12 protein-coding genes are annotated in these 13,685 nt (G+C 73.3%); 7 read left to right on the top strand and 5 right to left on the bottom strand.

Annotated features, from left to right (window positions below):
- Nucleotides 1-81: 81 nt before the first annotated feature.
- Nucleotides 82-1,077, top strand: a complete 996-nt coding sequence (locus Asera_RS20860; protein WP_030444529.1) for a LacI family DNA-binding transcriptional regulator — start codon at nt 82-84, stop codon at nt 1,075-1,077.
- A 49-nt stretch (nt 1,078-1,126) separates the two neighbouring features.
- Here the strand turns inward: Asera_RS20860 and Asera_RS20855 are convergent, their stop codons facing one another.
- Complete coding sequence (locus tag Asera_RS20855; RefSeq protein WP_211255473.1) at nt 1,127-2,122, bottom strand: GlxA family transcriptional regulator; 996 nt, start codon at nt 2,120-2,122, stop codon at nt 1,127-1,129.
- A 96-nt stretch (nt 2,123-2,218) separates the two neighbouring features.
- Between Asera_RS20855 and Asera_RS20850 the strand changes: the two genes are divergently transcribed.
- The 5 genes from Asera_RS20850 to Asera_RS20830 all read left to right on the top strand — a co-directional run bounded on the left by Asera_RS20850 (nt 2,219) and on the right by Asera_RS20830 (nt 8,138).
- Nucleotides 2,219-3,064, top strand: a complete 846-nt coding sequence (locus tag Asera_RS20850) for an NAD(P)H-dependent oxidoreductase (RefSeq protein WP_244843972.1) — start codon at nt 2,219-2,221, stop codon at nt 3,062-3,064.
- A gap of 7 nt (nt 3,065-3,071) precedes the next feature.
- The gene (locus Asera_RS20845; protein WP_084130921.1) at nt 3,072-3,248 is read left to right on the top strand and encodes a glycoside hydrolase family 3 C-terminal domain-containing protein; all 177 of its coding nucleotides are present in this window, start codon (nt 3,072-3,074) and stop codon (nt 3,246-3,248) included.
- A gap of 519 nt (nt 3,249-3,767) precedes the next feature.
- Entirely contained in the window at nt 3,768-4,679 is a 912-nt protein-coding gene (locus Asera_RS20840) for a phosphatase PAP2 family protein (protein WP_051801660.1), read from the top strand.
- 58 nt (nt 4,680-4,737) lie between these two features.
- Nucleotides 4,738-6,159, top strand: a complete 1,422-nt coding sequence (locus tag Asera_RS20835) for a sigma 54-interacting transcriptional regulator (protein ID WP_211255474.1) — start codon at nt 4,738-4,740, stop codon at nt 6,157-6,159.
- Nucleotides 6,160-6,179: 20 nt separating this feature from the next.
- Nucleotides 6,180-8,138, top strand: coding sequence for a vWA domain-containing protein (locus Asera_RS20830; protein WP_030444534.1), 1,959 nt, complete (start codon nt 6,180-6,182; stop codon nt 8,136-8,138).
- Between the two features lie 406 nt (nt 8,139-8,544).
- On the opposite strand, the gene Asera_RS20825 is transcribed toward Asera_RS20830, so the two are convergent.
- Genes Asera_RS20825 through Asera_RS20815 form a run of 3 tightly spaced genes read right to left on the bottom strand, consistent with a single transcriptional unit; the run spans nt 8,545 to nt 9,996 of the window.
- On the bottom strand, nt 8,545-9,201 hold the full coding sequence (locus Asera_RS20825) for a hypothetical protein (protein WP_030444536.1): 657 nt from the start codon (nt 9,199-9,201) through the stop codon (nt 8,545-8,547).
- Nucleotides 9,198-9,587 (bottom strand): VOC family protein, encoded by a 390-nt coding sequence (locus Asera_RS20820; protein WP_030444537.1) that lies wholly within the window; start codon nt 9,585-9,587, stop codon nt 9,198-9,200. The genes Asera_RS20825 and Asera_RS20820 overlap by 4 nt, the downstream gene beginning before the upstream one ends.
- A gap of 7 nt (nt 9,588-9,594) precedes the next feature.
- Nucleotides 9,595-9,996, bottom strand: a complete 402-nt coding sequence (locus Asera_RS20815; RefSeq protein WP_211255475.1) for a rhodanese-like domain-containing protein — start codon at nt 9,994-9,996, stop codon at nt 9,595-9,597.
- An 81-nt stretch (nt 9,997-10,077) separates the two neighbouring features.
- Between Asera_RS20815 and Asera_RS20810 the strand changes: the two genes are divergently transcribed.
- Complete coding sequence (locus Asera_RS20810; RefSeq protein ID WP_035295383.1) at nt 10,078-10,584, top strand: hypothetical protein; 507 nt, start codon at nt 10,078-10,080, stop codon at nt 10,582-10,584.
- A 157-nt stretch (nt 10,585-10,741) separates the two neighbouring features.
- Here Asera_RS20810 and Asera_RS20805 read toward each other — a convergent pair whose 3' ends face one another.
- The gene (locus tag Asera_RS20805) at nt 10,742-13,591 is read right to left on the bottom strand and encodes a penicillin acylase family protein (protein ID WP_051801663.1); all 2,850 of its coding nucleotides are present in this window, start codon (nt 13,589-13,591) and stop codon (nt 10,742-10,744) included.
- Between the last annotated feature and the right edge of the window lie 94 nt (nt 13,592-13,685).

The raw sequence follows: 13,685 nt of genomic DNA, 5'->3' as shown, positions 1-13,685 counted from the left end.
CGGCTCGGCCTCCCTCGATGTCCGGGCCGGCGGACGCGGGGTGCGGGGTGCCTGGGCTCGCGATGGAGGACGATGATGGCCATGCCGACCATCTACGACGTGGCCCGCCGTGCCGGCGTCTCGCCGGCGACGGTGTCCCGGGTGCTGAACGGAAGATCCACAGTGGACGCCGGGCTGCGGGACCGGGTCAACGCCGCGGCGACACAGCTCGGCTACCGGCCCAACTCGCTGGCCCGCAACCTTCGTCGCAGCACCACCAACCTGTGGGCGGTGGTCATCTCCGACATCAACAACCCGTTCTTCACCGCGCTGGTCCGCGGCGTCGAGGACGTCGGCCAGGGCCTCGGCTACTCGGTGGTGCTGTGCAACTCCGACGAGAACCCGGACAAGGAGGCCGACTACCTGCAGGCGCTGCTGGCCGACCAGATCTCCGGCTTCATCGTCTCCCCCACCAGCCGGACCGAGAACCTCGCCGCGCTGCACGAGGCGGGCCGCGCCGTCGTGGCCATCGACCGGCGGCCCCGCAACCTCGCCGTCGACACCGTCCTGGTCGACAACGAACACGGCGCCAGGGAGGCCACCACCCACCTGATCGAGCAGGGGTTCCGCCGCATCGCGTGCATCACCGGCCCGGCCCGGCTGAGTACGGCCAGCCGCCGGCTGCGCGGCTACCGGTCCGCGTTGCGGGCGGCCGGCATCGAGCCGGACCCGGCGCTGGAGCGGCACGCCGACTTCCGGCAGCGCGGCGGGTACGCCGCGATGGCCACCCTGCTCGCCGCCCGCCCGGCACCGGACGCGGTGTTCGTGACCAACAACCTGATGACCGTCGGCGCGCTGGAATTCCTGGCGGACAACGACATCCGCATCCCGGACCAGGTCGGCGTCGTCGGCTTCGACGACGTACCGTGGGCCACCTTCATCCGGCCGCCGCTGTCCACGGTCACCCAGCCGACCTACGAGCTGGGGCGCACCGCCGCCACCCTGCTCAAGGCGCGCATCGAAGATCCGGACCGGCCGCCCGAGACCGCGACCCTGCGCACCACGTTGCACGCCCGGGCCAGCTCGCGGCGCCGCTGACCGCCCCCGCGGGCACCGTCCGTCGCGGGTTGGCGACGCCGCGACGGATTCAGCGGCCGCGGAAGGTGGCGCGGTAGGCGGACGGGGAGGTGTGCAGCGTGGCGGCAAGATGGGCGCGCAGCGACGCGGCGGTACCGAAGCCGGCCTGCGCGGCGACCCGATCCACCGGCAGGTCGCTACCCTCGAGCAGCTCGCGGGCCCGCTCCAGCCGGCGCTGCAGCAGCCACTCCCCGGGCGCGACGCCGACCTCGGCCCGGAACCGCCGGGTGAAGGTACGCACGCTCATCGAGCCGCGCCGGGCCAGCTCGGCGAGCGGCAGCGGCCGGTCCAGGTGCGCCAGCGCCCAGTCGCGTACCGCCGCGGTGGACGTCTCGGTCGCTGCCGGCACCGGCTGGCGGATGAACTGCGCCTGGCCACCCTCGCGGTGCGGCGCGACGACGGTGGCCCGGGCGACCTCGTTGGCGACGGCGGCGCCGTGGTCCCGGCGCACCAGGTGCAGGCACAGGTCGACGCCGGCCGCCGCGCCGGCCGAGGTGAGCACGTCGCCCTCGTCGACGTAGAGCACGTCCGGATCGAGCCGTACCGCCGGGAACAGCCGGCGGAACCGTTCCGCGTACCGCCAGTGCGTGGTCGCCCGCCGCCCGTCCAGCAGGCCGGCCGCGGCCAGCACGAACGCACCGGTACAGATGGAGGCGAGGCGGCTGCCGGGCCGGCGCCGGGCCAGCGCGGCGGCCAGCTCCGGCGACAGCTGCCCGGTCTCGTCCGTCGCGTCGGGCGCGTGCGCGGCGGGCAGCACCACCGTGTCGGCACTGCGCATGGTGCGCGCTCCGCGCTCGACCACGATCGGGATGTCGGTGTCGGTGCGCACCGGGCCGGGCGCCAGCGCGCAGGTGACCACCTGGTACAGCGGGGTGCCGGAGGCCGAGCGGGCCCGTCCGAACACCTGGTGCACCAGACCGAGGTCGAGCAGCTCCACCCCGTCGCGGACCAGCACGACCACCCGGTGCGGCCGGGCCGCCGAGCCGGCCGGCGCGTTCGAGAGCATGGCCCGATCCTTGCACATAGTGGCCGTCAGGCCAATCGCCGGATCGGCCGACCCGGACCAGGCTGGGGTCGTGAACGCAACGGAGCTGGGAGGTTCGTGGTGAAGATCCTGTGGGTGTCGGCGCATCCGGAGCCGCGGTCGCTGAACGGTGCGCTGCGCGCCGACGGACTGCGCACCCTCGCCGAGGCGGGCCACGCCTACCGGGAGTCCGACCTGTACGCGATGGGGTTCGATCCGGTGGTGCGGGGCAGTGACTATCCGGCCGAGCCGCCCGACGGCCGGCTGGACGTCGCCGGCGCGTCGCAGCGCGCGTACGACTCCGGTACCTTGCCGGCCGAGATCCGGGCCGAACAGGACAAACTGCGCTGGGCGGACACCGTCGTGGTGCAGTTCCCGCTCTGGTGGTACAGCATGCCCGCGATCCTCAAGGGCTGGTTCGACCGGGTGTTCGTCAAGGGGTTCGGTTACGGCGTCACCGATCCCGACACCGGCCGGATCCGGCGGTACGGGGACGGCACGCTCGTTGGCCGCCGCGCCCTCGCCGTGGTCACCGTCGGCGCCCGCGGCCCGAGCGTCGGGCCGCGCGGCATCCACGGGGAGCTGTCCGAGACGCTGTTCGGCCTGCTGCACGGCACCTTCTTCTACACCGGTATGCAGGTACTGCCGCCGCTGCTGCTCACCGGTTCGAACCGGGTCGGCCCCGAGCGCTACGAGGGCATGCGCGCCGAGTTGACCCACCGGTTGCGCACGCTGGCCGACACCCCGCCGGTGCCGTACCGGCCGGAGGCCGGCGGCGACTACGACGCCGACCTGGCGTTGCGCGCCGACCTGGCCCCGGGCCGCAGCGGCGCCGCCATCCACCGGAGCGGCCCCGGCCACGCGAGCACCGACCCGGCGGCGCCGGAGCGGCGCGACGCCGGCTCGCTCGCCGGCTGCCGCTGACCCCCCGGTGGCGGTCGCCGCGGCCCGCCGGGCCGACATCGCGGTGGTGCTGGTCGGCGACCGGCAGGGCGAGGGCAGCGACCGGCGCAGCCTCGCCCTGCCCGGCGGTCAGGACCGGCTGGTGCACGCGGTCGCCGCGGCGAAGCGGCTGCCCCTGACCGGCTCGGTGGCCGTCGCCCGGTAGTGAGGGTGACGGGGAGCACGCTGAGAAAGCCGTGTGTTTGCTGTGACTTCGCGACACGGGACCGTCCGATGTGGTCGATCCGGGCCCGATCGGGCATGCTGGGGAGCGTCCCAGCGGAGCCGGTGACGCCGGCTCCGCTGTCGACGGCGACGCCATCCGGCCAGCCCGGATGGTGGGGGTGCGATGCCACCGGGGGGCGGCAGCGGCGACGTGGCGTCTCCGGGTGGCTTTGGCGGTTCGGGCCGCAATGGGCGATTGCGCTCACGGCGAGTCCCGATGCCGCCACCGTTCGTTGGGCATGAATGTGACCTCGGCCCCGGCGGTTGGCCGCCCGCGGGTCCGGTTTGCGATGATGTCCTACCGTGCCTACGGCCGGGACTGCGGCCGTTGGCACCGCGACGGCTACGGGGGCCGGAGCACGACGGCGTGTGAGGGGCCATGACCACGGGAGGCAACCGGCTGGTGAGTCCGGGAACGCAGATTCCGCGACCGCGAGGTGCCGTTGGTGCGCACCGCGCCGTGCCGCCGCGGGTTCGGCCGTCCGGCTGGTGGTTCGACATCGTGCTGGTCGCCATCTTCGTGGCGATCACCATCCCGCTGATCTTCAACGACAGCCACATCCTCGCCGTCGACACCGCCGCGCTGAACTGGTCGGACAACCATCGCAACGCGCTGAGCTGGTGGACCGGGTACGCGCTGAGCTGCCTGGGCCAGGGCGGTCCGCTGACCTACGGCACGCTGACCATCGCGGTGTTCCTGGCCTGGCGCCGGCGCACCATCCGGCCGGTGTTCGTGCCGGCCACCGCGTTCCTGCTGACCTACCTGGTGATCGGCCCGATCAAGGTGTGGAGCAACCGCGCGGTGCCGCATCACGGTCCGGTCGAGATGTTCGCCCACCCCTCCGGGCCGTACAGCATGGCCTACCCGTCCGGGCACACCGGCAACGCGATCGTCTGGTACGGCGCGCTGATGCTGTTGATCGGGCCGTACCTGCCGCGGGTCATCTGCTGGCTGGTGCGGTTCGGCGCGCCCGCCACGGTCGCGGTCACCATGGTGTACATCGACTACCACTGGCTGACCGACGTGGTCGCGGCGATTCCGCTGGGGCTGTTCCTGAGCCGGGTGCTCTACCGCATCCCGTTCGACACGATCCCGCTGCCACCCTGGCGACGGCGGGCCGAACAGCCCAGCGCGGTCGAGTCCGAGGAACCGCGACGCAGTCTGCCCGCGCTCGTGCCGGCGGCCTGGGGCCAGCTGTCCGCCGGGCGGCGGCCGGGTCCGCTGGCGCGGATCTGGTCCACCACCCGGCCGGCCGGTCCCCCGGTCCGGTCCGACACGCCCGTGCAGCGCCGGCCCGCGGGTGCCCGGCGCGTCGCCCGGCACCCGCACGCGCGCAGCGGCGCGGTCCGGGTCCGCGACGACCACGACTAGACGATCACGACCCGCGGCCCACCACTGGCGTGGCCGCCGCGGGTGATCCCGCCGTAGCGTGGTGCGGGTGACGACTCCCATCGCACCCGAAGAACTGCCCCGCACGACCGGTGCGCTGCGCGCCTCGGGGCACCGGTACCGCAGCATTCGCACCGAGATTCGCGACAATCTGCTCACCCGGCTGCGCGCCGGGGACGACCCGTGGCCCGGCATCGTCGGGTTCGACACGACCGTTCTGCCCCAGTTGGAGCGGGCCCTGATCGCCGGGCACGACGTGGTACTGCTCGGTGAGCGCGGCCAGGGCAAGACTCGGCTGCTGCGCGCCCTGACCGGGCTGCTGGACGAGTGGTCCCCGGTCATCGACGGCGCGGAGCTGGGCGAACACCCGTACCGGCCGGTCACGCCGGCGTCGGTGCGCCGGGCCGCCGAACTCGGCGACGAGCTGCCGGTCGCCTGGCGCCACCGCTCGCAGCGCTACGCGGAGAAGCTGGCCACTCCGGACACCAGCGTGGCCGACCTGGTCGGCGACGTCGACCCGGTGAAGGTCGCCGCCGGCCGCAGCCTCGGCGACCCGGAGACCATCCACTACGGCCTGGTCCCGCGGGCGCACCGCGGCATCATCGCGGTCAACGAGCTGCCCGACCTCGCCGAGCGGATCCAGGTGGCGCTGCTCAACGTGATGGAGGAGCGCGACATCCAGGTTCGCGGGTACAACCTGCGGCTGCCGCTGGACGTGCTGCTGGTCGGCTCGGCCAACCCGGACGACTACACCAACCGGGGGCGGATCATCACGCCGCTCAAGGACCGGTTCGGCGCCGAGATCCGTACCCACTACCCGCCCACGGTGACCGCCGAGGTGGCGCTGGTCCGGCAGGAGGCGCACCTGGTCGCCGAGGTGCCGGAGACGCTGCTGGAGGTGGTCGCCCGGCTGTCCCGGCTGCTGCGCGAGTCGACCTCGATCGACCAGCGCTCCGGCGTGTCGGCCCGGTTCGCGATCGCCGCGGCGGAGACGGTGTCCGCCGCCGCGCTGCGCCGGGCCGCGCTGACCGGCGAGGATCCCGCCGTGGCCCGGCCGGTCGACCTGACCACGGTGCCCGGGGTGCTGCGGGGCAAGCTGGAGTTCGAGCCCGGTGAGGAGGGCCGGGAGGACGAGCTGCTGCACTACCTGCTGCGCCGCGCCGTCGCCGAGACCGGGCGGGCCCGGCTGGCGGGCCTGGATCTGACCGAACTCGCCGACGCGGTGTCCGACGGCCACCAGGTGCTGACCGGCGAGCGGGTACCGGCCGGTGCGGTGCTCGCCGCGCTGCCGAAGCTCGCGGTGCTGGACGAGCTGGTGACCCAGCTGCGGCTGCCGGCGGACGCCGGCGACGGGGCCCGCGCGGCCGCCGTCGAGCTGGCCCTGGAGCACCTGTACCTGACCCGCCGGCTGGCCAAGCAGCCGACCGACGCCGACCCCGACACCGTGGTGTACGGAGCGTGACCGACACCGAGGGAGGGGCGATGAGCTCCGATCCGTCGTTTCGTTACTCCCGGTTCCTGGGCGGGCCGGACCCGCTCGCCCCGCCGTACGATCCGCGGGCCGCGCTGGACGCCATCGGTGACGACGTGCTGGCCGGCGCGTCCCCGTCGGCGGCGCTGCGCGAGCTGCTGCGGCGCGGCCTGGGCGATCGAACCGGCCTGGACGAGCTGTCCCGCCAGGTGCACGAGCGGCGCCGCGAGCTGCGCTCCCGGTACCGGCTGGACGGCACGCTGCGCCAGGTCGACGAGCTGCTGCGGCAGGCGCTGGCCGACGAGCGGGAGGCGCTCGCCGCGGAGCGCTCCGACGATGCGCGGTTCCGGGAGATGCAACTGGACGCGCTGCCGAGCGACACCGCGGGTGCGGTGCGCGAGCTCGCCGGGTACGACTGGCGCAGCGCCGAGGGAGCCGCGGCGTACGCGGAGATCCAGCGACTGCTCGGCCGTGAGCTGTTGGACCAGCGGTTCGCCGGGATCCGGGACGCGATGCGGCAGGTCACCGACGCCGACGTGGCCCGGGTGGCGGACATGCTCGCCGACCTGAACGCGCTGCTCGCCGCGCACGCTCGCAACGAGCCGGACATCGACCGCCGGTTCGCCGAGTTCATGGACAAGCACGGCGAGTTCTTCCCGGAGCGGCCGGGCACCATCGACGAGCTGATCGAGTCGCTGGCGCAGCGCTCGGCGCAGGCGTCCCGGCTGCTCAACTCGCTGACCGAGCAGCAGCGGGCCGAGCTCGCCGAGCTGTCGGCGCAGGCGTTCGGTGACCCGCGCATCGGTGCCGCGCTGTCCCAGCTCGATGCCCAGCTGCAGGCGCTGCGGCCGGACCTGGACTGGTCCGGCGGGGCCGAGTTCGACGGCGACCAGCCGCTCGGGTTGGGCCAGGCCAGCCGGGCGATGGGCGAGCTGGCCGACCTGGACGCGCTGGCGGAGCAGCTGGCCCAGGCGTACCCGGGTGCCCAGCTGTCCGACATCGACCTGGAGGCACTGGAGCGTACCCTCGGGCCGCGGTCGGTGGCCGATGCCCGCCGGCTCGCCGAGCTGGAGCAGGCGCTGCGCGCGGACGGGCTGTTCGAACGGGCCGCCGACGGGTCGCTGCGGCTCTCCCCGCGGGCGCTGCGGCGGCTCGGCGAGACGGCCCTGCGCGACGTCGCACGGCAGCTGTCCGCCCGCGGCGGTCAGCGCGACACCCGGCTCGCCGGCGCCGCCGGGGAGCCGACCGGAGCCAGCCGCGAGTGGCGGTTCGGCGACACCGAGCCGTGGGACGTGCCGCGCACGCTGGGCAACGCGGTGCTGCGGCGGGCCGCCGATCCGACCGACGACGCCCCGTTTGCGCTGGCCGACGTGGCGATCACGGAGACCGAGGCGCGCAGCCGGGCCGCGGTCGCGCTGTGCGTCGACACGTCCTGGTCGATGGTGGCCGAGGGCCGCTGGGTGCCGATGAAACGCACCGCGCTGGCGCTGCATCAGCTGGTACGGACCAGGTTCCGGACCGACGCGCTGGAGCTGATCACGTTCGGCCGGCTGGCCCAGACCGTGTCGGCCGAGGAGCTGGTCGGTCTGGACGGGGCGTACGAGCAGGGCACCAACCTGCACCACGCGCTACTGCTCGCGGGCCGGCACCTGCGCAAGCACCCAGACGCGCAGCCGGTACTGCTCGTGGTGACCGACGGTGAGCCAACGGCCCGGCTGACCCCGGACGGCGAGGGGCTGTTCGACTACCCGCCGGATCCGGAGACGCTGCGGGTCACCGTCGCCGAGCTGGACCACCTGGGTCGGCTGGGCGCCGCGGTCACCGTGTTCATGCTCGGCGAGGACCCCAGCCTGCGGGCGTTCGTCGACCTGGTGGCCCGGCGTACCGGTGGCCGGGTGGTCGCGCCGGACCCGGACGGCCTGGGTGCCGCGGTGGTCAGCGACTACCTGCGTTCCCGGCGCCGATCCTGACAGCGGTCGTCCGGCTCGGGGCGCCCTGCGTCGCCGGGCCGGACGGCCGACTGACCGGCCGCCCTTCATCGACATCGACCCGCTCGCCGAGCCCCTGGTCGCCGCCGCCGACCGCACCCCGCTCGACCACCAGCTCGCGCACGCCGACCATCCGGTGCTGCGGGGTCGGCCGGCCTGCGCCCGGACCGGTCTACGTTCGTGCCGTGCCTCGGCGTCTCGATGTACCTCACGCTCGACGCGTACCGCCGCCTGCTGGGCCAGGTCGCGCGGCTCGCCGACACCGTCGAACTGGTCTGCGACGCAGATCCTGCCCGCGTCCCGCCGCAGCGCGCGGCCCGCGCGTACGCCGCCCCGCTCGGCCTGTCGGTGTACCTGGCCCGCCCGTACCGGCCGGTTGAGCGGGCGATCAGAGCCGGAACGCGGCGGCGACCCGGTCCGTGAGGTCCTGCTCGGTGACGCTGCCGTCGACGGTGATTCCCGGTAGGTCGAGCTCGCGCAGCTCGGCGGCGAGCCGGTCGGTGAACATCCGGTCCCGGGTGAGCAGGTTGTCCAGTGCCCGTCGCGGGTCACTGGTCCGGCCGGCGATGGTCCAGGTGCCGCCGCGGTGATCGAGCGCGCGCTCGCGAAACGCCGGCGTCGGCAGCAACCAGACCGCCTTCGACCGGTCCGCGAGCAGCGGCGCCACCAGCCGCGGCAGCAGCCGGAACCCCTCCACCACGATGCCCGGTGCGGCCGGCAGGGCGAGCAGGTCGTCGACGATGTGGTCGAACCCCTCCCCCTGGAACCAGTGGAAGGTTTCCAGCATCACCTCGGGGCTGCGGTGCAGCCACCGCTGGTCCATGTCCATCGCGACGAACTCGGCGAGCCGCGGGCTGTCCGCCGCGGTGCTGCGGGCGGCGTGGTCGGACATCACGTCGTCGGTGCCGTAGTAGCGCAGCCCGTACCGTGCGGCCAGGTGCCGGGCGACCGTCGACTTGGCGCCGCCGCTGCCGCCACCCAGCCAGTACACGTGCCGCAGCCGCTCGGCAACGGCGGCAGCGGCGCCTCCGGTCGCGCCGCTCATCGCGCGGGCTCCAGCAGGTCCCAGCGGTTGCCGTACCGGTCGGCGAACACCGCGACCGTGCCGTACGGCTCGTGCCGGGGCGCTTCGGCGAACCGGACCCCCGCGGCGAGCATCCGGGCGTGCCGGGCGGCGAAGTCGTCGGTGTAGAGGAAGAAGCCGACCCGGCCACCGGTCTGGTCGCCGATCCTGTCCCGCTGCCGGTCGTCGACCGCGCGGGCCAGCAGCAGCGCGGTACCGGCCTCCTCGCCCGGCGACACCACGACCCACCGCTTGCCGTCGCCGAGGTCGGTGTCCTCGACGAGCCGGAAGCCGAGGTCGCCGACGTAGTGGGTGATCGCCGCGTCGTAGTCGTCGACCACGATCGTCACCAGCGCGAGACGTGCCATCCCGCCATCATGCCCGGTGGCCGCCGCTCAGCGACGGCGGCGGGACAGCAGCCGGCGCAGCGGCCCCGGATGGGCGGCGCCACCGGGCAGCGGGCCGGCGACCGCGGGGTGGCCGGCGGCGCGCCAGGCCTTGGTGCCACCGCGCACCGACAGCGCGGTACGGCCGAGGGCGGCGAGCCGCTGCGCCGCCTGCCAGGACCGGCCCCCCGCTGGTACAGACGGTGATCAGCTGGCCGGGCGGCAGCTCGCGGGCCGCGGCCGGCAGCCGGGACAGCGGCACGTTGCGGGCGCCGGCGACGTGCCCGTTCGCGTACTCCTCCGGGGTGCGGACGTCGAGCACCAGGTCGCCTGCCGCCCACGCCGCGGCCGCCACCTCGACGTCGATCTCCTCCGCACTGCCCGCTGGCATCGTTCGACGGTACGCGCAGAAGGTTCGAGACGCTTGCAGGACGTCCATCGGATCTTCACATCGGCGCTCGATACTGCTGGCATGCGGATCCGGCGTGTGCGCGGCTATCTGATCGTGTTCATCATCGGCTTGGTGATCAGCGGGCTGACGGCGTTTCCACTGGTCAGCGAGTCGCGGTTGCTGGTGACGGTGCTGCACGCGCTGTCGGTGGACACGCTGCTGCCGGGGCCGGCGGCGTTCCTTTCCTCGGTGGCCGACGGGCTGCGCGACGCCAGCGTCCGCTACCCGTACCTGGCGTACGGGACCGACTGGCTCGCGTTCGCGCATCTGGTGATCGCGCTGGCGTTCGTCGGGCCGCTGCGCGACCCGGTCCGCAACGTCTGGGTGGTGCAGTGGGGCATGGTCGCCTGCGTGGCGGTGCTCCCGCTCGCGATGATCGCCGGCCCGATCCGGGACATCCCGCTGTACTGGCGGTTCGTCGACTGCTCGTTCGGTGTGGTCGGCATCGTCCCGCTACTGCTCGCCTACCGGCACCTGCGCCGAGCCGACACTGCGGCTCCCCAGCCGCTCGCCGTCGCCCAGCAGTGACCGTGGCCCCCGGGAGTAGCGTCCCGGGCCCTTTGCTCTGCTTCCCATGAGGAAGCGCACCTGCTTCCCATGAGAAAGCAGAGCAAAGGCTGCGGTGAACGGCTGGGTGGGTCGGCGCCGTCCACCGCGAGGGGGGTGAACGGCGCCGACCCAGCGGTCAGCGGTGCGACTGGTACTGGACCACCTGCTGGAAGGTGGGCCGGTTCTGCCAGCCGATCGTCGGGTCGGTGACGCCGCCCAGCGGGTGCTGGATGATCGAGTCGGCGCACCACTGGTCGCCGGCGTCGCAGCTGTCGTCACCGGGATACACCTGATCGGCCGGCTCGGCCGCGGCCTGCTGCAGGCTGTCCAGCAGGGCGGTACGGCACTTCGCCAGGTCACCGCCGCCGCAGAAGGTGGTGCCGAGACCGCCGGACACCGGCTTGCCCAGTACCGCACGCAGGTCCTTGTGCACGTAGCTCCACCAGCCGTACTGGAACGACGAGCCCTTGTGGCCCTGCGCTTCGTTGACCGAGGTACCGCCGCCGGTGTCGCCGTTCTGGCCGCCGGACGGCGACTCGTTGATCTGCAGCGCCGCGGCCTGCGCCGCGTAGAGCGAGTCGCCCATGCCGGGCCGGAACTCGGCGGAGACCAGCAGCGGCCACCAGGCGTCCATGATCCGGATGGTGTCACCATCCACATAGGACTTGTCGCCGGTGCGGGCGGAGACCCGGTGCGAGCCGGCCTGCTGCCAGGCCTTCAGCGCATTCACCACCGTGGCCAGGTCCGGGTCGGTGACCGGTGCGGTCTCGATGACCTGCAACGCCAGGGGCAGCACGTCCTCGCCGCGCAGGTCGGCGTTGGCGGCGTCCTCCATCGCCTTGGTCAGGTCGGCCCGGGTCACCTTCTGGCCGCTGTCGACCAGCGCCTTCACCCGATCGTCGAGCAGGTTCACCCGGTGCACCGGGCCGTCACCGGGCTGCGCGGTGCCGTAGTCGAGGGCCTGCTTGTTGTTCCAGCTGACGTAGTAGTCCTGGTTACGCGACTGCGGGTGCGCGTCGAAGGCCGTGTAGGCCGCGGTGTTGTCGGACGGGTCGAAGTCCGCCCACTCGTACTGCTGCGCCGCCCGGACCGGCAGGTCGAAGTCCACATCGGACGGACGCACCGGGTTGTCACCGGAGTTGAAGTACGCGGTGTCGGTCGAGTCGACGTAGAACCAGTTGAACGTGTAGTTCACGTCGGCCGCCGCGTGCTGGAAGTCGGACGCGGAGTGGATCGCGCCCGGGTCGTTGAACTCCTGGAACCCGATGATCGAATCGACCTCGTGCTGGTAGCTGGAACGCAACGAGGTGAACGCGACGGGCTTGCCGTCGACCATCGCGCGCGACTGCACCAGCCCGTACTTGGTCCGGTACATCACCAGCTTGTAGGAGCCGGCTGCGGTCTGGTCGGCGAGCGTCGGCGACCACGCGTCGTCGCGCTCCAGCCGCTGCATGGCCGTGCACCTGCCGTGGAACAGGTACGACTGGGACGCCTTCGTCGCGGGCGACCCGTCGGCGTTGCACAGCGGTACCGCGTAGGTGTCGGTGATGTCCTGGCCGGCCGAGGTGGCGCTCCACGAGTAGTCCTGGCCGCGGCCGAGCTCGACGTAGAAGCTCAGGCCGGCGAACGCGGCACCGCGGGCGCTGATCCCCGGCCCCTCCAGCTCCTCGAGCATCAGCAGCTGCGGGGCGAAGTAGCCGGTCTGCGGGCCGAACACCGCGACCGGGTGGCCGCCGGCCGCGTGCGCCGCGGAGACCACCAGCGCGTTGGACATCCCGTGCTTGGGCGAGTCCAGCAGGTCGGCGGGCAGCACGCCGTGGTTGTACATGCCGGCGACCGAGCGGTACTTCTTCGGCGCCACGGCGGCCTTCGACACCGCCGACGAGCCCGCGGACCCGGTCGGGTCGTAGACCAGCTGCTCGGGCGTCACCGAGCCCGGATCGGGCATCGCGACGCTGGGCGCGTCGGCGCCGGCCCCGCCGTACGGGAACTTCTGGCCGTCGTGCAGGGTCAGCACCGCCTCCGGGTCGTTCTGCTCCCGGAACGCCTGCCACATCGCGTCGCCCTTGGCCACCCCGTACTTGGCGTCGAACGCCTGCTTGGCCAGCGCGTTGGTGACCTCGTTGCCGCCGCCGGCGCCGAACAGCGCGCCGATCACCGCGGCGATCGCGACCAGGTCGGTCGGCTTGAAGTGGTCGATCCCGCCGGCGTTGGTGATCGGATCGACGTGTCCGGTCAGGTCGTACTCCCCGGGGAACGTGCGGGACGAGTACGCCTTGTCGATGTAGGCGTTGATGCCGTCGACGTAGTTGGTCACGTCCCGCAGCGCCTGCGCGCCGCGGGTACCGGAGTTCGCCACCCGGTCGACCTGGTCCTGCAGGTCCTGCTCGGTGTACGGGGCCTGCCGCCAGAACTGCTGCTCCAGCGCCCGGTTGCCCGGCGCGCCGCCGGCGAAGCCGGTCAGCTCGCCGCGGCCGACGTGCCGGAACAGGTCCATCAGCCACAGCCGGTCCTGCGCGGCGGCGTAGCCCGCGCCGTACTCGGTGCCGGCGCGGGTGGTGCCGTAGACGTGCGGTACCCCGGTCGCCTTGTCCCGCACGATCGTCACGTCGTCGCGCGGGGAGATGCTGCTCGCCACCTGGTCGCCGGGCACGCCCAGGGACGAGTCGTTGAAGTAGCTGCCGAGCTTGTCGTCGGTCAGCTGCTGGTAGCCGTTGACCAGGTCGGCGTACTTGCCGAGCTGGTCGTCGGTGTGTTTGGGCCGGGTGCCCAGGGTGCGGTTGAGCAGGATCTGCGCCAGCGTGGCGTTGCCGTTCTCGCCGGGCGGCAGGATGTCGTTGCAGTGCCCCTGGCAGTAGTCGGTGACGGAGTCGTCGGGCGAGTCGGCACCGGCGCTGGCCGGGCCGGCCACCAGCAACGCGGCCAGGCAGCCCAGCGCACCGACCAGGGACACCGTTCTGCGGGTCGACGGGCGGATTCGAATCATGCGCGATCCCCTCCACGGGTCATCGGCAGGTCGCGAGATTTTCTCGTGTTTGATGATCGCGCCGCGACACAGGACAGACAAGTCCCTGATGCCG

Source organism: Actinocatenispora sera (assembly GCF_018324685.1).
GTDB classification, from domain to species: Bacteria; Actinomycetota; Actinomycetes; order Mycobacteriales; family Micromonosporaceae; genus Actinocatenispora; species Actinocatenispora sera.
The sequence above is the reverse complement of the archived record's forward strand: the minus strand, read 5'-3'. Positions and strand labels throughout refer to the sequence as shown.